The organism is Pseudomonas sp. Arb-4-2C (genome assembly GCF_055755015.1).
This window is the reverse complement of record NZ_CM146899.1, coordinates 969,410-986,488: the sequence shown is the minus strand read 5'-3', so window position 1 is coordinate 986,488 and position 17,079 is coordinate 969,410. Positions and strand designations below refer to the sequence as shown.

Sequence of the window (17,079 nt, the reverse complement as noted above, 5' to 3'; positions counted from 1 at the left end):
TGCAATGAGTACAGCCATTTGCCCGTGCGGCAGCGGCAACCTGCTGGAGGCCTGCTGCGGCCATTATCACGCCGGCCACCCGGCGCCCTGCGCCGAAGCCCTGATGCGCTCGCGCTATAGCGCCTACGTGCTGGGGCTGATCGACTATCTGGTGGCAACCACCCTGCCCGCCCAGCAGGCAGGTCTGGATCGCCAGTCGATCAGCGCCTGGAGCGCGCAGAGCACCTGGCTCGGCCTCGCGGTCGAAAGCTCGGAAGTGTTCGGCGGCCAGCCCGAGCACGCCTTCGTCACCTTCACCGCACGCTGGCACGACAGCCAGGGCGAACACAGCCACCGCGAGCGCTCATCGTTCGTGCAGAACAGCGGACGCTGGTACTTCATCGACCCGACCGTGCAGTTGAAACTGGGGCGCAATGACAGCTGTCCGTGTGCCAGCGGGCAGAAATTCAAGAAGTGCTGCGCGGGGTATTTCGGCGCATAGAGGGAAGCGCCGACTAGACTGGGGCACAAAAGGAGTTTTTTCGATGCTCGGTCACCGCCGCACATTTCATGGCTTGCTGTTGATGCTGTTGCTGAACCTCGGCGGTTGCGCCTCGTGGTTCAGCGATGACAGCGTCGACCCCGCCGTCCACCTGGTGAAAGTCGAGGTGGTGCGGGCCAAGCTGCTCGAACAGAAATTCATCCTGCATTTTCGCGTCGACAACCCCAACGACAGCGACCTGACCGTGCGCGGCCTGGAATATCGCATTCATCTGGCCGACCTGTTGCTGGCCGAAGGCGAGCACGAGCACTGGTTCACCGTCGGGCCGAAACGCAGCGCGTATTTCAGGGTGCCGATCCGCACCAACCTGTGGCCTCGGGTAAAAGACGTGGTGAAAATGCTGAAAAGTCCGAACCAGCAGATTCCCTATCGATTGCAGGGTGAAATGGAAACCGGTTTATTCATCGCCCACTACGTGCACCTGGAGCGCAATGGCGTGATAATCCCCGCCGATTTAATTCCGGAGCAACACCGATGACTCAGCAACCTCATGTCCATGGCCCCGACTGCAACCACGATCATGACCATCATCACGATCATGACCATGGCCATGTCCACGGCCCGAACTGCGGCCACGCCCACCAGGAACCGGTGCGCAACGCCCTGAAAGACGTCGGCCGCAACGACCCGTGCCCATGCGGCAACGGCAAGAAATTCAAGAAGTGCCACGGCGCTTGATGCCTCGGGCGAAGCCCTGCTTCGCCTGAAACATCGCCTTCGCGAGAGCCCGCTCCCACAGTTGTCCGCGTTCCTGCTGACTGAACGCGGTCGAATGTGGGAGCGGGCTTGCTCGCGAAAGGGCCGCTACATTCACCCCACAATGTTCAGCCAGCCGCCAGAATCCGCTGCGCACTGACCACCGTCGCATACTCCCCGTGCAAATTCCCCAGCGACATCCCGTGCACCTCTTCGGCTGAACGCAGCGTGCCGAAGTAATCAGCCTTGTCGAAGGTGAAACAAGCGTCCTCTACCACCCACGCCTCAAACCCCAGATTGCCCGCCGTGCGCGCTGTGGACTCCACCGAGTTGTGGGTCGCCACGCCAACGATGATCAATTGCCCGATCCCCGCCTCGCTCAACTTTGCCTCCAGCCCCGTGGCACAAAACGCATCCGGCACTTGTTTCTGGATCAGCCATTCGCCGTCCTGCGGCATGAACCGCTGCTGAAACTCCACCCCTGACTGCCCGGGCCAGAACACCGAGCCCGGCTCACGCGACAGGTGCTGCACGTGAATCACCGGCCGTGCGCTATCGCGCCAGAACCCCAGCAGATCGAGGATTCGATGCTCGGCGTGGGGATTATTCCGGCGTCCCAGACGCGGATGCAGAATGCCTTGTTGCTGGTCGATGATGATCAGTGCAGCGTTGGCCTTCAGCTCCATGGCGATTTTTCTCATGTAAGGTCATCGAATTTCCCACCACTTCAGCATCACCTCCACTTATTACGCAAGCTATCGAATATTCGGGACGGGTGAAGATCAAACCGCCGAAACGCTGATTGAAGATCCTTTGTGGTCTGTATAAACGCAGAAATAACTCGGTCGCCCGCTTGCGCGGCCACCGCCTGCTCACTAACGTAGCGGCTTTATTGCGCCCCCAGCCTCTACACCCCCGCAGGAGCTTTGCCATGGCCTCGCCAGCCCTCACACATTTTCTTCCCCGGTTCGGCGTTGCCGCAGCAGTGACCGGTGTCTTGAGCCTGTCCGGTTGCCAGACCTGGAATGCTCAGGACACCCTCCCGCCCACCTCCGGCGTGCAACCGCTCAAGGGCCTGGCGCAAAACGTTTCGGTACGACGCAATGCCATGGGCATGCCGTTGATCGAAAGCAACAGCTTCCACGACGCGCTGTTCACCCTCGGCTACGTCCACGCCAGCGACCGCATCAACCAGATGGTCACCCTGCGCCTGCTGGCTCAGGGCCGTCTGGCGGAAATGTCCGGCGCCTCGATGCTCGATGCCGACCGCTACATGCGCGCGGTCAACCTGAAGAAAAGCGCCGACGAGCTGTACAAGGCCTCATCGCCACGGCTCAAGCGTTTCTTCGAAGTCTATGCGCGGGGCGTCAACGCCTACCTGTTCCGCTACGCCGACAAACTGCCGGGCGATCTCGCTTCCAGCGGCTACAAGCCTGAATACTGGAAGCCGGAAGACTCGGCGCTGATGTTTGCGCTGCTGAACTTCAGCCAGTCAGCCAACCTGCCGGAAGAGATCTCCTCCCTGGTGCTGGCGCAGACCGTGAGCAGCGACAAACTCGCCTGGCTGACCCCGTCTGCCCCGGACGAAAACTTGCCGCTGGCCGAGGCCGACAAGCTGCAGGGCCTCAAGCTCAACAGGCAGATCCCGGGCCTCACCGAACTGAGCAACGCCAGCCAGCAATTGGCGACCATGAACCTGCCGGGCAGCACCACCTCGAACAACTGGGCCATCGCCCCGCAACGCAGCCGCAGCGGCAAAAGCATTCTCGCCAGCGATGCCCATGGCCCACTGGCGGCGCCGTCGCTGTGGACCTTCGTGCAGATCCGCGCGCCGAAGTATCAGGCCGCCGGGGTCACCGTTGCCGGTTTGCCGATGGTCCTCGCAGGCTTCAACGGCAAAGTCGCGTGGAGCGCCACCAGCGTGCTCGGCGACAACCAGGATCTGTTCCTCGAAAAAATCCGCCGTCAGGGCAGCAGCCTGACCTACGAGGTCAACGGCAAATGGCAGCCGCTGGGCGTGCGCAACGAAACCTATTTCGTCAAAGGCCAGCGACCGGTTCGTGAAGCGGTGTACGAAACCCGCCACGGTGCGTTGCTCAACAGCGTCCAGGCAGCGGCGCAGGGCAGCGGTTTTGGCCTGGCCTTGCAAACACCGAGCTTCACCGACGACAAATCGCTGGACGCCTTTTTTGACCTGACCCGCGCGCAGAACGTTGAACGCGCTTCGGACGCCAGTCGCGAGATCCGCGCCATCGCCCTGAACATGGTGTTCGCCGATGCCAGCAACATCGGCTGGCAAGTCACCGGGCGCTTCCCGAACCGCCGCGAAGGCGAAGGCCTGCTGCCATCGCCGGGCTGGGAAGGTCGCTACGACTGGGACGGTTACGCCGACCCGATGCTGCACCCGTACGATCAGGACCCGACCCAGGGCTGGCTCGGCACTGCCAACCAACGGGTGATTCCTCACGGCTACGGCATGCAGTTGTCCAACTCCTGGGCCGCACCGGAACGTGGCGAGCGCTTGGCAGAACTGGCCGGCAGCGGCAAACAGGACGGTCGCAGCGTGATCGCCATGCAGTACGACCAGACCACGACGTTTGCCGCCAAGCTGAAGAAAATGTTCGAAGCCCCGGGCATGAAACAGCCGCTGAAGCAGGCGATCGACGCCCTGCCGGAAGCGGATCGCAGCAAGGCTCGCGAGGCGTTCACCCGTTTGATGGCCTTCGACGGCAAGCTCAGCCCGACGTCGGCCGATGCGGCGATCTACGAACTGTTCCTGCAAGAAAGCATGAAGCAGATCTTCCTCGACGAACTCGGCCCAGAGTCGAGCCCGGCGTGGAAAGCCTTTATCGCCAATGGCAACTTGTCCTACTCGGCACAGGCTGACCATCTGCTCGGTCGTGAGGACAGCCCGTTCTGGGATGATATCCGCACGCCGCAGAAAGAAGACAAGGCGCTGATTCTGGCCCGCAGCCTGGCCGCAGCGATCAGCGCCGGCGACAGCCAGCTGGGTGGCGATCGCAAAGCCTGGCAGTGGGGCAAACTGCACCGCTACGAGTGGAAAAACGCCAACGGCCAGACCGTTCGCGGTCCAGTGGCTGCCGGCGGTGATCACACCACGCTCAATACCGCGGCATTTGCCTGGGGTCAGGACTTCAACACGATGCGTGCACCGTCGATGCGCTTCATTGTCGACTTCAGCCAAGCCGAACCGTTGATGGGGCAGAACGGCACCGGCCAGTCTGGCAACCCGGCCAGCCCGAACTACCTCAACGGCATCGATGCCTGGCTCAAGGGCCAGTACATCGGCCTGCCGATGCAGCCGCAGAACTTTGACCGGGTGTACGGCAAGACCCGTTTGACCCTCACCCCCGGCAAATAAACGCTGCCTCCTCTTGTAGGAGTGAGCCTGCTCGCGATCGCGGTCTGACCTTCGAAACTGAAGCGTCTGACACACCGTGATCGCGAGCAGGCTCACTCCTACAGGGGTTTTGTGTCGCCCTAAAAAATAATCGATAGAACTTCCGGACTCGCGCCAACCTCATAGCTAACAAGCCCCTCCATTCTGGTAACGACATGGACCTTGTTATCGCCCGCCCCGAAGGTTTGTACTGCCCTGCCGGGGATTTCTATATTGACCCGTGGCGCCCGGTCGAGCGCTCGGTGATCACCCATGCCCACGGCGATCACGCCCGTGGCGGCAATCAGCACTACCTTGCCAGCAGCGCCAGCGAAGGGATCTTGCGCGCGCGTCTGGGCCAGGACATCCATCTGCAAACCCTCGACTACGGTCAGCGTCTGACCCACCACGGGGTGACGTTAAGCTTCCACCCTGCCGGCCATGTGCTCGGTTCAGCCCAGGTGCGCCTGGAATACGGCGGCGAAGTCTGGGTCGCGTCCGGCGATTACAAAATCGAACCCGATGGCACCTGCGCGCCGTTTGAACCGGTGCGCTGCCACACCTTCATCACCGAATCGACCTTTGGCCTGCCGATCTATCGCTGGCAGCCGCAAGCGCAGGTGTTCAGCGAGATCAACCAGTGGTGGCAGGCGAACATCGCCGCCGGCAAGGCCAGCGTGGTGTTCTGCTATTCGTTCGGCAAAGCCCAGCGGATCCTGCATGGCATCGACGCCAGCCTCGGGCCGATCCTCAGCCACGGCGCGGTCGAACCGCTGAACCGGGTGTATCGCGAGGCCGGGGTGTACCTGCCACCGACGATCTACGCCGGCGATGTGAAAAAGTCCGACCCGATCATGCGACAGGCGCTGGTCATTGCCCCGCCCTCGGCCGGTGGCAGCAACTGGATGCGCCGGTTCGGTGACTTCAGCGACGCTTTCGCCAGCGGCTGGATGCGTCTGCGCGGCACTCGCCGCCGGCGTGGTGTGGATCGCGGCTTCGTACTCTCGGATCACGCCGACTGGCCCGGCCTGCTGTGGGCCATCAACCAGACAGGCGCCGAGCGCGTGATGGTCACCCATGGCTCGATCGGCGTACTGGTGCGTCATCTGCGTGAACAAGGCCTCGATGCGCAGGGTTTCAACACCGAATACGGCGACGACGAAGAGGAAAACATTGGCGTCGAACCGGTCATCGCCGAGGTACAAGCATGAAAGCCTTCGCCGAGTTGTACGCCGAACTCGACGCCACCACGTCGAGCAACGCCAAACTGGCGGCGATGCAACACTACTTCGCCCAGGCGGCACCGCAGGATGCGGCATGGGCGGTGTACTTTCTGTCCGGCGGACGCCCGCGGCAACTGGTGCCGGTGCGTACCCTGCGCGAGTTGGCCGTCAAGGTCTCGGGACTCGAACTGTGGCTGTTCGAAGAGAGTTATCAGGCTGTCGGCGATCTGGCAGAAACCATTTCGCTGGTGTTGCCGGAAAACCCGCACAGCTCCGAGGCGGGCCTGGCCGAATGGATCGAACACAAGCTGCTGCCGCTGCGCGGTGAAACCCCGGAGTACCTCGCCCGCCAACTCCCCACACTGTGGGCGCAACTGGACCGGTCGAGCCTGATGCTGTGCATCAAGTTGATCACCGGCAGCTTTCGCGTCGGCGTGTCGAAACTGCTGGTCACCCGCGCTCTGGCGTCGATGGCGGGCCTGGACAGCAAGCGCGTGGCGCAACGGCTGGTGGGTTACACCGACCTGTCCAACCGGCCGAGCGCCGCCACCTATCTGAAGCTGATCGCTGCGGAGTCCGCCGACGAACATGCCCAGCGTGGTGGCCAGCCCTACCCGTTCTTCCTCGCACATGCCTTGTCGCAACCGGTGGAAGACTTTGAAGCACTGCTGGGGCCGGCGAGCAACTGGCAGGTGGAATGGAAGTGGGATGGCATCCGAGCGCAAGTGGTCAAGCGTGACGGGCGACTGTGGGTCTGGTCACGGGGTGAAGAACTGGTCACCGAGCGCTTCCCGGAACTCGACGTTCTGGTACATGGGCTACCCGACGGTACAGTGATCGACGGCGAAATCGTGGTCTGGAAAAGCACTCATCCGACCACCGAAGACGCCTTCGATCCGCAATCGACAGCGCCACCGGCCGTACAACCTTTCGCCCTGCTGCAGCAACGTATCGGGCGCAAAACCCTCGACAAGAAAATCCTCGAAGAGGTGCCGGTCGTTGTACTCGCCTACGACTTGCTGGAATGGCAGGGCGAGGATTGGCGCAATCGTCCGCAGGCCGAACGGCGTACGCAACTGGAACAGGTCATCGCCCGCAGTAACACCCCGGTGTTACTGCCCTCACCGGTACTCACCGGCAGCGACTGGTTCGACCTCGCCCGGCAACGTGAGGCGTCGCGACGGCTGGGGGTCGAGGGCATGATGCTCAAGGCCCGCGATGCCCTGTATGGCGTGGGCCGGACCAAGGACATGGGCGTGTGGTGGAAGTGGAAGGTCGATCCGTTCAGCGTCGATGCCGTGTTGATCTACGCCCAGCGCGGGCATGGCCGTCGCGCCAGCCTGTACAGCGATTACACCTTTGCGGTGTGGGACGGACCGCCCGAGTCCAGCCAACGGGCACTGGTGCCGTTCGCCAAGGCCTATTCGGGGCTGACCGATGAGGAAATGCGTCAGGTCGACAGCATCGTGCGCAAGACCACCGTGGAAAAGTTCGGCCCGGTCAGCAGCGTCAAGCCGAGCCTGGTATTCGAGCTGGGTTTCGAAGGCATCGCCCTGTCGCGCCGGCACAAGAGCGGGATCGCCGTGCGTTTCCCGAGAATGCTGCGCTGGCGGCAGGACAAGCACGTGGATGAGGCCGATAGCCTCGCCACTCTGCAAGACCTGTTGGCCTGACCCGGTTTTCCGGGACATTGATTACTTTTGACTGAATGACGTCCCCGTGGCGAGGGATTTGCTCCCTCGCCACAAAAGTTTCCTGTACCCGTGAAATCAGCCCGCACCGAACCAACTTGGTGCAACGCATTTCCGGTGCCCGTTTACGTGCACCAAACCCTCTCGCCGCCCCCTCCCCCAACCTTTTAAAACACTTGTTCGGGACTCTGGTTCGGAAATTGCTACTTTCTATAGGTCGTACGCGTTCCAGTAACAATAATTCTGCGCCACAAGCGCTCATATTGGTTCTTAGGGATTGAATAATGAAAAAAGCATTGCTGACCCTTTCTGCACTGGCGTTGTGCATGGCTGCCGGCTCCGCGCTGGCCAAGGAATACAAAGAGCTGCGTTTTGGCGTTGATCCTTCCTACGCACCGTTCGAGTCGAAAGCGGCCGACGGCAGTCTGGTGGGCTTCGACATCGACCTGGGCAACGCGATCTGCGCCGAGCTGAAGGTCAAGTGCAAATGGGTTGAAAGCGACTTCGACGGCATGATTCCGGGCCTCAACGCCAACAAATTCGACGGTGTGATCTCGTCGATGACCGTGACCCCGGCCCGTGAAAAGGCGATCGACTTCTCCAGCGAGCTGTTCTCCGGCCCTACTTCCTATGTATTCAAGAAGGGTTCCGGCCTGAGCGATGACATCGCTTCGCTGAAGGGCAAGTCCGTCGGTTACGAGCAAGGCACCATTCAAGAAGCCTACGCCAAGGCTGTGCTGGAGAAGGCCGGGGTGAAAATCCAGGCTTACGCCAACCAGGATCAGGTGTACGCCGACCTGAAAAACGGCCGTCTCGACGCCTCGATCCAGGACATGCTGCAAGCCGAACTGGGCTTTTTGAAGTCGCCAGACGGTGCCGCTTACGAAGTCAGCAAGCCAGTTGACAGCGAATTGCTGCCAGCCAAAACCGCTGTCGGTATTAAGAAAGGTAACAAAGAGCTGAAGGCACTTTTAGATAAAGGTATCAAAGCGTTACACGATGACGGCAAATACGCCGAGATTCAAAAGAAACACTTTGGCGATCTGAATCTGTACAGCGGTAAATAATGCCCTGGCGCCCATCACTCGATGGGCGCCTTTTCCATCCGCTCAGGTTGCTGATTTATGTTCGAAAACCTCTTACAAAATCTGGGGCTCTCAGCCTTCAGCCTCAAGGGCTTCGGTCCGTTGCTGTTGGAAGGCACCTGGATGACCATCAAATTGTCGGCGTTGTCGCTGCTGGTGGCCGTGTTGCTCGGTCTCTTGGGCGCTAGTGCCAAACTGTCGAAATCCAGATTGCTGCGCCTGCCTGCCCAGCTCTACACCACACTGATTCGCGGCGTGCCGGATCTGGTGCTGATGCTGTTGATCTTCTACAGCCTGCAAACCTGGCTGACCGCGCTGACCGACTTCATGGAGTGGGATTACATCGAAATCGACTCCTTCACCGCTGGCGTGACCACCCTGGGCTTCATCTACGGGGCGTATTTCACCGAAACCTTCCGTGGCGCGATCCTCGCCGTGCCTCGTGGTCAGGTGGAAGCGGCGACCGCTTACGGCCTCAAGCGCGGCCAGCGCTTTCGCTTCGTGGTGTTTCCGCAAATGATGCGTTTCGCCCTGCCGGGCATCGGCAACAACTGGATGGTGATGCTCAAGGCCACTGCGCTGGTGTCGATCATCGGCCTGGCCGACTTGGTCAAAGCCGCGCAGGACGCCGGTAAAAGCACCTATCAACTGTTCTACTTCCTGGTACTCGCCGCCTTGATCTATCTGCTGATCACCAGTGCTTCGAACGTCATCCTGCGCTGGCTGGAGCGCCGTTACGCCGCAGGCGCACGGGAGGCCGTACGATGATCGAACTCCTGCAGGAATACTGGAAACCCTTCCTTTATACCGACGGCAACAACATCACCGGGCTGGCCATGACCCTGTGGCTGCTCAGTGCCTCGATCTTCATTGGCTTCCTGGTGTCGATTCCGCTGTCGATCGCCCGGGTCTCGTCGCACTTCTATGTGCGCTGGCCGGTGCAGTTCTACACCTACCTGTTCCGGGGTACGCCGCTGTATATCCAGTTGCTGATTTGCTACACCGGCATCTACAGCCTCGCCGCCGTACGCGCACAACCGTTGCTCGACAGTTTCTTTCGCGATGCGATGAACTGCACGATCCTGGCGTTTGCCCTGAACACCTGCGCCTACACCACGGAGATTTTCGCCGGGGCGATCCGCAGCATGAACCACGGCGAAGTCGAAGCGGCCAAGGCCTACGGCCTGACCGGCTGGAAGCTTTACGCGTACGTGATCATGCCCTCGGCGCTGCGTCGTTCGTTGCCTTACTACAGCAACGAAGTGATCCTGATGCTGCACTCGACCACCGTGGCCTTCACCGCGACCATTCCCGACATCCTGAAAGTTGCGCGGGACGCCAACTCGGCGACCTACCTGACCTTCCAGTCGTTCGGCATCGCCGCGCTGATCTACCTGACCATTACCTTCACGCTGGTCGGCCTGTTCCGTCTTGCCGAACGCCGATGGCTGGCCTTCCTCGGGCCGACCCACTAGGAAACCCTGTAATGCGACACCAGATCCATGACCTGTTGGCCCCGGTGCCGGGGACCGCACGACAGATCCACAGCTTCCACTTCGGCCCGGAGCAGGCCCAAGGCAAGATCTACATCCAGTCCTCGCTGCATGCCGACGAAATGCCCGGCATGCTGGTGGCCTGGCACCTCAAGCAGCGTCTGGCGGAGCTGGAAGCCGCCGGGCGCCTGCGTAGCCAGATCGTGCTGGTGCCGGTGGCCAATCCGGTGGGCCTCGAACAAGTGCTGATGGACGTGCCACTGGGCCGCTACGAGATGGAGAGCGGGCAGAATTTCAATCGCTGGTTCGTCGACCTCAGCGAAGAAATCGGCAACGACATCGAGGGCAAGCTGGGCGATGACCCGCAGCGCAACCTTGAGTTGATCCGCGCCAGCCTGCGCAACGCCCTGGCTCGCCAGACACCCGGTACGCAACTGCAATCCCAGCGCCTGACCCTGCAACGGCTGGCGTGCGACGCCGACATGGTGCTGGACCTGCACTGCGATTTCGAATCCGTGGTTCACCTCTACACCACCCCCGAGGCGTGGCCGCAGGTCGAGCCGCTGGCGCGTTACATCGAGTCCCAGGCCAGCCTGCTGGCGACCGACTCCGGCGGCCAGTCGTTCGACGAATGCTTCACCCTGCTGTGGTGGCAACTGCAGGAGCGCTTCGGCGAACACTTCGCGATTCCGCTGGGCAGTTTTTCGGTGACCGTGGAGTTGCGCGGCCAGGGTGACGTCAATCACCCGATGGCCAGCCGTGATTGTCAGGCGCTGATCGATTACCTGATCCAGTTCGATGCGATCGTCGGCGAGACCCGGCCGCAACCGCCCTTGCCGTTCCCCGCCACGCCACTGGCTGGCGTCGAACCGGTGACCACGCCGGTCGGCGGCTTGCTGGTGTACACCGCCACGGCCGGGCAATACCTGCAAGCCGGGCAACAGATTGCCGAAATCATCGACCCGATCAGTGATCGGGTGACCCCTATTTGCTGCACCGCTGCCGGCGTCATGTACGCCCGCTCGCTGCGCCGCATGGCCACTGCCGGCATGGTGATCGCCCACGTGGCGGGCGCCGAAGCCTATCGCAGCGGCTACCTACTTTCGCCTTGAGGATGTCTGTCTCATGTACAAATTGACCGTTGAAGGCCTGCACAAAAGCTATGGCGACCATCAGGTGCTCAAAGGCGTTTCGCTCAAGGCCAGGACTGGCGACGTGATCAGCCTGATCGGCGCCAGCGGTTCGGGCAAAAGCACCTTCCTGCGCTGCATCAACTTTCTCGAACAACCCAACGACGGCGCCATGAGCCTGGACGGCCAGGCGATCCGTATGGTCAGCGACCGCCACGGCATGCACGTCGCCGACCCGAATGAACTGCAACGCCTGCGCACACGGTTGGCGATGGTGTTCCAGCACTTCAATCTGTGGAGCCACATGACCGTGCTGGAAAACATCACCATGGCCCCGCGCCGGGTGCTCGGTTGCAGCAAACAGGAAGCCGACGACCGCGCACGCCGTTATCTGGACAAGGTCGGCCTGCCGGCGCGGGTTGCCGATCAGTACCCGGCGTTTCTCTCAGGCGGCCAGCAACAGCGGGTGGCGATCGCCCGGGCGCTGGCCATGGAGCCGGAGGTGATGCTGTTCGACGAACCGACCTCGGCACTCGACCCGGAACTGGTGGGCGAAGTGCTACGGGTGATTCAGGGGCTGGCCGAAGAAGGCCGGACCATGATCATGGTGACGCACGAAATGAGCTTTGCGCGCAAAGTCTCCAGCCAGGTGTTGTTCCTGCATCAGGGGCTGGTGGAAGAAGAAGGCGCGCCGGAAGACGTGCTGGGCAATCCGAGGAGCGAACGCCTGAAGCAGTTCCTCAGCGGCAACCTCAAGTAACGCCGTCCACAACTCTCATGTGAGAGCGGAGGCGGTGTGTCAGTCAACATCGTTTTAACTGACACACCGCCTTCGTCGGAACGCCGCCCGGAGCAAGCCCGCTGCCACAGGGTATGTGCTCGCACAAAATTAAACTTGTCCCTCAACGGCGCGGTCACTGAAGGAACACCTTCAGAGCGCACACCGCCGGTATGCCGACCTCCACCGACATCGCAAAACTCTGGTTCAACACACACCACTGGAAGCCGTTCGCCTTTCAAAAACAGGTGTGGGCCGCCGTTAAAAAAGGTCAGTCGGGATTACTTCACGCCAGCACCGGCGCCGGTAAAACCTACGCGGTGTGGTTCGCCGCGCTCAATCGCTTCGCCCGCGCTCTGCCGCCGCCTGCAACGGCCAGCAAACGCAAACCACCGTCCGAACCGTTGACCGTGCTGTGGATCACACCGATGCGCGCCCTCGCCGCCGACACCGCGCGTGCCTTGCAAGCGCCGGTCGGCGAGCTGCAGATTGCGTGGAGCATCGGCCTGCGCACCGGCGACACCAGCAGCGCCGAACGCGCCCGTCAGGGCCGGCGCTTGCCGACCACGCTGATCACCACCCCGGAAAGCCTGACCCTGCTGCTCGCCCGCGCCGACGCGAAAACCGCGCTCGAGACCTTACGCATGGTCGTCGTCGATGAATGGCACGAATTGCTCGGCAACAAACGCGGCGTACAGCTGCAACTGGCGCTGGCACGCCTGCGCCATTGGCAGCCCGAGCTGATCGTCTGGGGCGTGTCCGCCACCCTTGGTAATCAAGCCCACGCCCAACAGGTGCTGATCCCACAGGGCGGCGGCATCAGCGTGCAAGGCCAGAGCGAAAAATCACTCAAGGTCGACACCTTGATCCCACCGGCCATCGAACGTTTTCCGTGGGCCGGGCACATCGGTCTGAAGATGCTGCCGCAAGTGGTCGCTGAACTGGATGCCTGCGCCAGCAGCCTGGTGTTCACCAACACCCGTGCGCAGTCGGAAATCTGGTATCAGGCGTTACTCGAAGCACGACCGGACTGGGCCGGGTTGATCGCGCTGCACCACAGCTCGCTCTCCCGCGAGACCCGCGACTGGGTGGAGCAGGCGTTGAAGGACGGACTCCTGAAAGCCGTGGTCTGCACCTCGAGCCTGGACCTGGGCGTGGACTTCCTGCCGGTGGAACGCGTGCTGCAAATCGGTTCGGCAAAGGGCGTGGCGCGGCTGATGCAGCGCGCGGGGCGCTCAGGTCACGCGCCGGGGCGCACCTCGCGGGTAACGCTGGTGCCGACCCACAGCCTGGAGCTGATCGAAGCCGTCGCCGCGCGCGATGCCGTGGAGCAACGACACATCGAACCACGCCTGTCGCCGCACCAACCGCTGGATGTGCTGGTGCAGCATCTGGTCAGCATGGCTCTGGGCGGTGGCTTTGTTCCTCAAGCGCTGTACGAAGAAGTCCGTGGCGCCTGGGCCTATCGTGATCTGACCCCAGCGAACTGGGCCTGGGCGCTGGCTTTCGTACGCCACGGTGGCCTGTCTCTGACGGCTTATCCGGATTATCGCCGGGTCGAACCGGACGAACACGGCGTCTGGCGCGTACCCGATGCCCGCCTCGCACGTCGGCATCGCATGAGCATCGGCACCATCGTCAGCGACGCGAGCATCAACCTGAAATTCTGGAGCAAGGGTGGCGGCGGCAAGCAATTGGGCAGCGTCGAGGAAGGTTTTATCGCCCGACTGAAACCGGGCGACGGCTTTCTGTTCGCCGGGCGTCTGCTGGAGTTGGTGCGGGTGGAGAACATGACCGCTTACGTCAAACGCAGCAGCGCGAAAAAAGCCGCCGTACCACGCTGGAATGGCGGACGAATGCCACTTTCCAACGAATTGGCCGAAGCCGTGGTCAGTCGCTTCACTGCAGCGGCGCAGGGGCAGTTCGCGGGGCCGGAAATGCACGCGCTGCAACCGTTGCTGAACACCCAGGCACGCTGGTCAGGCCTGCCCACCACTGACAGCCTGCTGGCGGAGGTGCTGAAGTCCCGCGAAGGCTGGCACCTTTTCCTCTACCCGTTTGCCGGGCGCCTGGTGCATCTGGGGCTCGCCAGCCTGTTGGCGTGGCGCGTCAGTCAGCGCCAGCCGCTGACGTTCTCGATTGCGGTGAATGATTACGGGCTGGAGTTGCTCAGCGCCACGCCAGTCGATTGGTCAGAACAACTCGACCCAGCCCTGCTCAGCCCGCAGCATCTGTTGGAGGATGTGTTGGCCAGTCTGAATGCCGGCGAACTGGCGCTGCGGCGTTTTCGCGAAATCGCCCGGATCGCCGGGCTGGTGTTCGCCGGCTATCCCGGTGCGCCGAAAAGTACCCGCCAGGTGCAGGCTTCCAGCGGCTTGTTTTTTGAAGTGTTCAAGCAATATGACGCCGACAACCTGCTGCTGGCTCAGGCCGGGGAAGAAGTCCTGCGCGAAGAACTGGATATTCGTCGCCTGCAACAGACACTGCAACGGATCAACCGGATGCAACTGGATCTGCACCTGATCAAACGGCCTACACCGCTCGGCTTTCCGCTGCTGGTGGAGCGCATGCGTGAAAGCATGAGTTCGGAAAAACTCGCCGATCGCATTCGACGCATGGTCGGCGACCTGGAGAAATCAGCCGACAAGGGTAACGCCTGATGAACAGCGGCTATCCGGTGCGTCTGGCCGGCGAAGAACTCTGGCTGCTGCCAGAAAAAGCCCTGTACTGGCCGGCACAGGAAGCGCTGCTGATCGCCGATGTGCACTTCGGCAAGGCAGCCGCCTATCGCCGTCTCGGTCAGCCAGTCCCACTGGGCACCACGGCGGCAAACATCGACGTGCTCGATCGCTTATTGGCGAAGCTGCCCTGCCGGCAACTGATTTTCCTCGGTGACTTTCTGCATGGACCCGGCTCCCATGCCGAGGGCACCTTGAAGGCCTTGGCCGAATGGCGCGCACGTCATGCTGATTTGCCGATGACGCTGATTCGTGGCAACCACGACAAGCGCGCTGGCGATCCACCAGCATCATTGAACATCAGAGTGGTGCCGGAACCGTTGCTGCTCGGGCCGTTTGCCTTGCAACACGAACCAGCCCCCCATCCCGAACGGCATGTGCTGGCAGGCCACGTGCATCCGGTCTATCGGCTTGACGGACGGGGGCGGCAGCGTCTGCGCCTGGCGTGTTTCAGGCTGGGCGAGCGTTTGAGCCTGTTACCGGCATTTGGCGCGTTTACCGGTGGTTACCCGGTGGAGATAGACGCCCATTGCAGGATATTTGTCGTCGGCGATAACGAAATATGGCCAGTCAGCTGAGGTCTTGGGCAAACCTCAGCTGACTGGCCATTCATGGGTGCCGCGGATCAGGCGACGGGCGCGGGTGGTGGTTCGTCCGGCAAGGTCGGTTCGCCCGGCTCGGTCGGTTGTTCGTTGGGGGTGTCGGGATCAGGCTGGCCGGGAATTCCGCCGGCCATGCTGCGCGACGGGTCTGCCAACAAGGACCAGGCCAAAACGCCAACCTGATTGGGCTCAAGCCTTGCCAGTTCGGCGGTGATATGCGGATCGATCTTCATGGAACCCTCCTCGGCGAAGGCCCGCTTTGCCAGAAGCAAAAACGGGCAGTACACCCCATAGAGTGTCTACCCGCCGAAGAATTCCCGCGAACTGCCGGATGGACGGATCAGGTACGCGGCAGGGTCACGCCACGCTGGCCCTGATACTTGCCGCCACGGTCCTTGTAGGACACTTCACATTCTTCGTCAGACTCAAGGAACAGCATCTGCGCCACGCCTTCGTTGGCGTAGATTTTCGCCGGCAGATTGGTGGTGTTGGAGAATTCCAGGGTCACGTGGCCTTCCCACTCAGGCTCGAGCGGGGTGACGTTGACGATGATGCCGCAGCGCGCATAGGTGCTTTTACCCAGGCAGATGGTCAATACGTTGCGCGGAATACGGAAGTATTCGACGGTGCTGGCCAGGGCAAAGGAGTTTGGCGGAATGATGCAGACGTCGCTGTGGATGTCGACAAAGCTGCCGGCGTCGAAATTCTTTGGATCGACGATCGCCGAATTGATGTTGGTGAACACCTTGAAATGGTTGGTGCAGCGCACATCGTAGCCGTAGCTCGACACACCGTAGGAGATCACGCGGCTGTCGTCGTTGCCGCGTACCTGACGCTCGACGAAAGGCTCGATCATGCCGTGTTCCTGCGCCATGCGGCGAATCCACTTGTCCGATTTGATGCTCATGGCGGGTGTCCTGAATAGCGAGGTGGAAAAAATCTGTCCGGCATCTTACCGGGCGCGCCGCCGGGTTCAAAGTCCGCGCTGCAATTCTCGCCGAACAGCCAGGAAATACGCGCCATGGCGACGAACCGTCACACCGCCGATCCTTAAAACAGCGAAACCTTCGCAAGAAGCATTGGCACGTTCCGGAAAAAGGGTTAAGGTGGCGCCACTGTGCTGCTTGTGTCACTGAGAATCTCTACACGATATGTTGAATTTCGATCCAACCATCTACAAGAATTTTTCCTGCTCTTTGCACTCAGTCTCGGCCAGGGTTCTTCCTGAGTCGCAGTTATCTTTGTTCAAGGAGTTACACCATGTCTAATCGCCAAACCGGTACCGTTAAGTGGTTCAACGATGAAAAAGGCTTCGGCTTCATCACTCCACAATCCGGTGACGACCTGTTCGTTCACTTCAAAGCTATCCAATCCGACGGCTTCAAAAGCCTGAAAGAAGGCCAACAGGTTTCTTTCATCGCTACCCGCGGTCAGAAAGGCATGCAAGCTGAAGAAGTACAAGTTATCTAACTTGTAGCTTCTTTAGAAAAGAGCCCCGCCCTCAACAGCGGGGCTTTTTTGTGGGCGTGTGTTTTTTGGCGGCCACAAAAAAGCAGCCTTCGCGGCTAATGCCGATCAGTTAAACGAACTCAATGCTCAAAGCAGCGAAGATCAATAGTGGGAGCGGGCTTGCTCGCGAAGACGTCGGCCCAGCAAACATTGATGTTGACTGCCCCACCGCTTTCGCGAGCAAGCCCGCTCC

At 61.3% G+C, this 17,079-nt stretch carries 17 protein-coding genes; 14 read left to right on the top strand and 3 right to left on the bottom strand.

The window, feature by feature from the left end:
* Positions 1 to 4 precede the first annotated feature (4 nt).
* From AC0J41_RS04410 to AC0J41_RS04400, 3 genes are read left to right on the top strand one after another with little or no spacing between them, the layout of a single operon-like run.
* Positions 5 to 481 (top strand): YchJ family protein, encoded by a 477-nt coding sequence (locus AC0J41_RS04410; RefSeq protein WP_473014661.1) that lies wholly within the window; start codon positions 5 to 7, stop codon positions 479 to 481.
* A 43-nt stretch (positions 482 to 524) separates the two neighbouring features.
* On the top strand, positions 525 to 1,019 hold the full coding sequence (locus tag AC0J41_RS04405) for an LEA/WHy family protein (RefSeq protein WP_025110786.1): 495 nt from the start codon (positions 525 to 527) through the stop codon (positions 1,017 to 1,019).
* A complete protein-coding gene (locus tag AC0J41_RS04400) occupies positions 1,016 to 1,219 on the top strand; it encodes an SEC-C metal-binding domain-containing protein (RefSeq protein ID WP_003198420.1) in 204 nt (67 codons plus the stop codon). The genes AC0J41_RS04405 and AC0J41_RS04400 overlap by 4 nt, the downstream gene beginning before the upstream one ends.
* 146 nt (positions 1,220 to 1,365) lie before the next feature.
* Here AC0J41_RS04400 and AC0J41_RS04395 read toward each other — a convergent pair whose 3' ends face one another.
* Positions 1,366 to 1,923 carry a cysteine hydrolase family protein gene (locus AC0J41_RS04395; RefSeq protein WP_025110787.1) on the bottom strand — a complete coding sequence of 186 codons (558 nt, stop codon included), beginning with the start codon at positions 1,921 to 1,923 and terminating at the stop codon, positions 1,366 to 1,368.
* Between the two features lie 245 nt (positions 1,924 to 2,168).
* Here AC0J41_RS04395 and AC0J41_RS04390 point away from each other — a divergent pair, with 245 nt between their 5' ends.
* The 10 genes from AC0J41_RS04390 to pdeM all read left to right on the top strand — a co-directional run bounded on the left by AC0J41_RS04390 (position 2,169) and on the right by pdeM (position 15,353).
* Positions 2,169 to 4,619: a penicillin acylase family protein gene (locus tag AC0J41_RS04390; protein WP_473014660.1), complete on the top strand. Its 2,451-nt coding sequence runs from the start codon at positions 2,169 to 2,171 to the stop codon at positions 4,617 to 4,619.
* 194 nt (positions 4,620 to 4,813) lie between these two features.
* The gene (locus tag AC0J41_RS04385) at positions 4,814 to 5,848 is read left to right on the top strand and encodes a ligase-associated DNA damage response exonuclease (protein WP_473014659.1); all 1,035 of its coding nucleotides are present in this window, start codon (positions 4,814 to 4,816) and stop codon (positions 5,846 to 5,848) included.
* On the top strand, positions 5,845 to 7,533 hold the full coding sequence (locus tag AC0J41_RS04380) for an ATP-dependent DNA ligase (RefSeq protein WP_473014658.1): 1,689 nt from the start codon (positions 5,845 to 5,847) through the stop codon (positions 7,531 to 7,533). Before AC0J41_RS04385 ends, AC0J41_RS04380 begins: the two co-directional genes overlap by 4 nt.
* A gap of 302 nt (positions 7,534 to 7,835) precedes the next feature.
* Entirely contained in the window at positions 7,836 to 8,618 is a 783-nt protein-coding gene (locus AC0J41_RS04375; protein WP_025110791.1) for a transporter substrate-binding domain-containing protein, read from the top strand.
* A 57-nt stretch (positions 8,619 to 8,675) separates the two neighbouring features.
* Positions 8,676 to 9,404, top strand: a complete 729-nt coding sequence (locus tag AC0J41_RS04370) for an ABC transporter permease (RefSeq protein WP_025110792.1) — start codon at positions 8,676 to 8,678, stop codon at positions 9,402 to 9,404.
* Entirely contained in the window at positions 9,401 to 10,111 is a 711-nt protein-coding gene (locus AC0J41_RS04365; RefSeq protein ID WP_025110793.1) for an ABC transporter permease, read from the top strand. The genes AC0J41_RS04370 and AC0J41_RS04365 overlap by 4 nt, the downstream gene beginning before the upstream one ends.
* A gap of 11 nt (positions 10,112 to 10,122) precedes the next feature.
* Positions 10,123 to 11,241, top strand: a complete 1,119-nt coding sequence (locus tag AC0J41_RS04360; RefSeq protein WP_473014657.1) for a succinylglutamate desuccinylase/aspartoacylase family protein — start codon at positions 10,123 to 10,125, stop codon at positions 11,239 to 11,241.
* A 13-nt stretch (positions 11,242 to 11,254) separates the two neighbouring features.
* Positions 11,255 to 12,019 carry an ABC transporter ATP-binding protein gene (locus AC0J41_RS04355; RefSeq protein WP_025110795.1) on the top strand — a complete coding sequence of 255 codons (765 nt, stop codon included), beginning with the start codon at positions 11,255 to 11,257 and terminating at the stop codon, positions 12,017 to 12,019.
* A 191-nt stretch (positions 12,020 to 12,210) separates the two neighbouring features.
* A complete protein-coding gene (locus AC0J41_RS04350) occupies positions 12,211 to 14,697 on the top strand; it encodes a ligase-associated DNA damage response DEXH box helicase (protein WP_473014656.1) in 2,487 nt (828 codons plus the stop codon).
* A complete protein-coding gene (gene pdeM / locus AC0J41_RS04345; protein WP_025110797.1) occupies positions 14,697 to 15,353 on the top strand; it encodes a ligase-associated DNA damage response endonuclease PdeM in 657 nt (218 codons plus the stop codon). Before AC0J41_RS04350 ends, pdeM begins: the two co-directional genes overlap by 1 nt.
* A 47-nt stretch (positions 15,354 to 15,400) precedes the next feature.
* Here the strand turns inward: pdeM and AC0J41_RS04340 are convergent, their stop codons facing one another.
* The gene (locus tag AC0J41_RS04340; RefSeq protein WP_473014655.1) at positions 15,401 to 15,610 is read right to left on the bottom strand and encodes a hypothetical protein; all 210 of its coding nucleotides are present in this window, start codon (positions 15,608 to 15,610) and stop codon (positions 15,401 to 15,403) included.
* A gap of 107 nt (positions 15,611 to 15,717) precedes the next feature.
* Positions 15,718 to 16,284, bottom strand: a complete 567-nt coding sequence (dcd, locus tag AC0J41_RS04335) for a dCTP deaminase (protein WP_025110799.1) — start codon at positions 16,282 to 16,284, stop codon at positions 15,718 to 15,720.
* A gap of 353 nt (positions 16,285 to 16,637) precedes the next feature.
* On the opposite strand from dcd, the gene AC0J41_RS04330 reads away from it, so the two are divergent.
* The gene (locus AC0J41_RS04330) at positions 16,638 to 16,847 is read left to right on the top strand and encodes a cold-shock protein (RefSeq protein WP_002554837.1); all 210 of its coding nucleotides are present in this window, start codon (positions 16,638 to 16,640) and stop codon (positions 16,845 to 16,847) included.
* The last annotated feature ends 232 nt before the right edge of the window (positions 16,848 to 17,079 follow it).

What these genes read in the sequence shown, in the direction of transcription:
- AC0J41_RS04410 (WP_473014661.1), top strand. Translation starts at nt 5, where the DNA reads ATGAGTACAGCCATTTGCCCGTGCGGCAGCGGCAACCTGCTGGAGGCC.
- AC0J41_RS04405 (WP_025110786.1), top strand. Translation starts at nt 525, where the DNA reads ATGCTCGGTCACCGCCGCACATTTCATGGCTTGCTGTTGATGCTGTTG.
- AC0J41_RS04400 (WP_003198420.1), top strand. Translation starts at nt 1,016, where the DNA reads ATGACTCAGCAACCTCATGTCCATGGCCCCGACTGCAACCACGATCAT.
- AC0J41_RS04395 (WP_025110787.1), bottom strand. Translation starts at nt 1,923, where the DNA reads ATGGAGCTGAAGGCCAACGCTGCACTGATCATCATCGACCAGCAACAA.
- AC0J41_RS04390 (WP_473014660.1), top strand. Translation starts at nt 2,169, where the DNA reads ATGGCCTCGCCAGCCCTCACACATTTTCTTCCCCGGTTCGGCGTTGCC.
- AC0J41_RS04385 (WP_473014659.1), top strand. Translation starts at nt 4,814, where the DNA reads ATGGACCTTGTTATCGCCCGCCCCGAAGGTTTGTACTGCCCTGCCGGG.
- AC0J41_RS04380 (WP_473014658.1), top strand. Translation starts at nt 5,845, where the DNA reads ATGAAAGCCTTCGCCGAGTTGTACGCCGAACTCGACGCCACCACGTCG.
- AC0J41_RS04375 (WP_025110791.1), top strand. Translation starts at nt 7,836, where the DNA reads ATGAAAAAAGCATTGCTGACCCTTTCTGCACTGGCGTTGTGCATGGCT.
- AC0J41_RS04370 (WP_025110792.1), top strand. Translation starts at nt 8,676, where the DNA reads ATGTTCGAAAACCTCTTACAAAATCTGGGGCTCTCAGCCTTCAGCCTC.
- AC0J41_RS04365 (WP_025110793.1), top strand. Translation starts at nt 9,401, where the DNA reads ATGATCGAACTCCTGCAGGAATACTGGAAACCCTTCCTTTATACCGAC.
- AC0J41_RS04360 (WP_473014657.1), top strand. Translation starts at nt 10,123, where the DNA reads ATGCGACACCAGATCCATGACCTGTTGGCCCCGGTGCCGGGGACCGCA.
- AC0J41_RS04355 (WP_025110795.1), top strand. Translation starts at nt 11,255, where the DNA reads ATGTACAAATTGACCGTTGAAGGCCTGCACAAAAGCTATGGCGACCAT.
- AC0J41_RS04350 (WP_473014656.1), top strand. Translation starts at nt 12,211, where the DNA reads ATGCCGACCTCCACCGACATCGCAAAACTCTGGTTCAACACACACCAC.
- pdeM (WP_025110797.1), top strand. Translation starts at nt 14,697, where the DNA reads ATGAACAGCGGCTATCCGGTGCGTCTGGCCGGCGAAGAACTCTGGCTG.
- AC0J41_RS04340 (WP_473014655.1), bottom strand. Translation starts at nt 15,610, where the DNA reads ATGAAGATCGATCCGCATATCACCGCCGAACTGGCAAGGCTTGAGCCC.
- dcd (WP_025110799.1), bottom strand. Translation starts at nt 16,284, where the DNA reads ATGAGCATCAAATCGGACAAGTGGATTCGCCGCATGGCGCAGGAACAC.
- AC0J41_RS04330 (WP_002554837.1), top strand. Translation starts at nt 16,638, where the DNA reads ATGTCTAATCGCCAAACCGGTACCGTTAAGTGGTTCAACGATGAAAAA.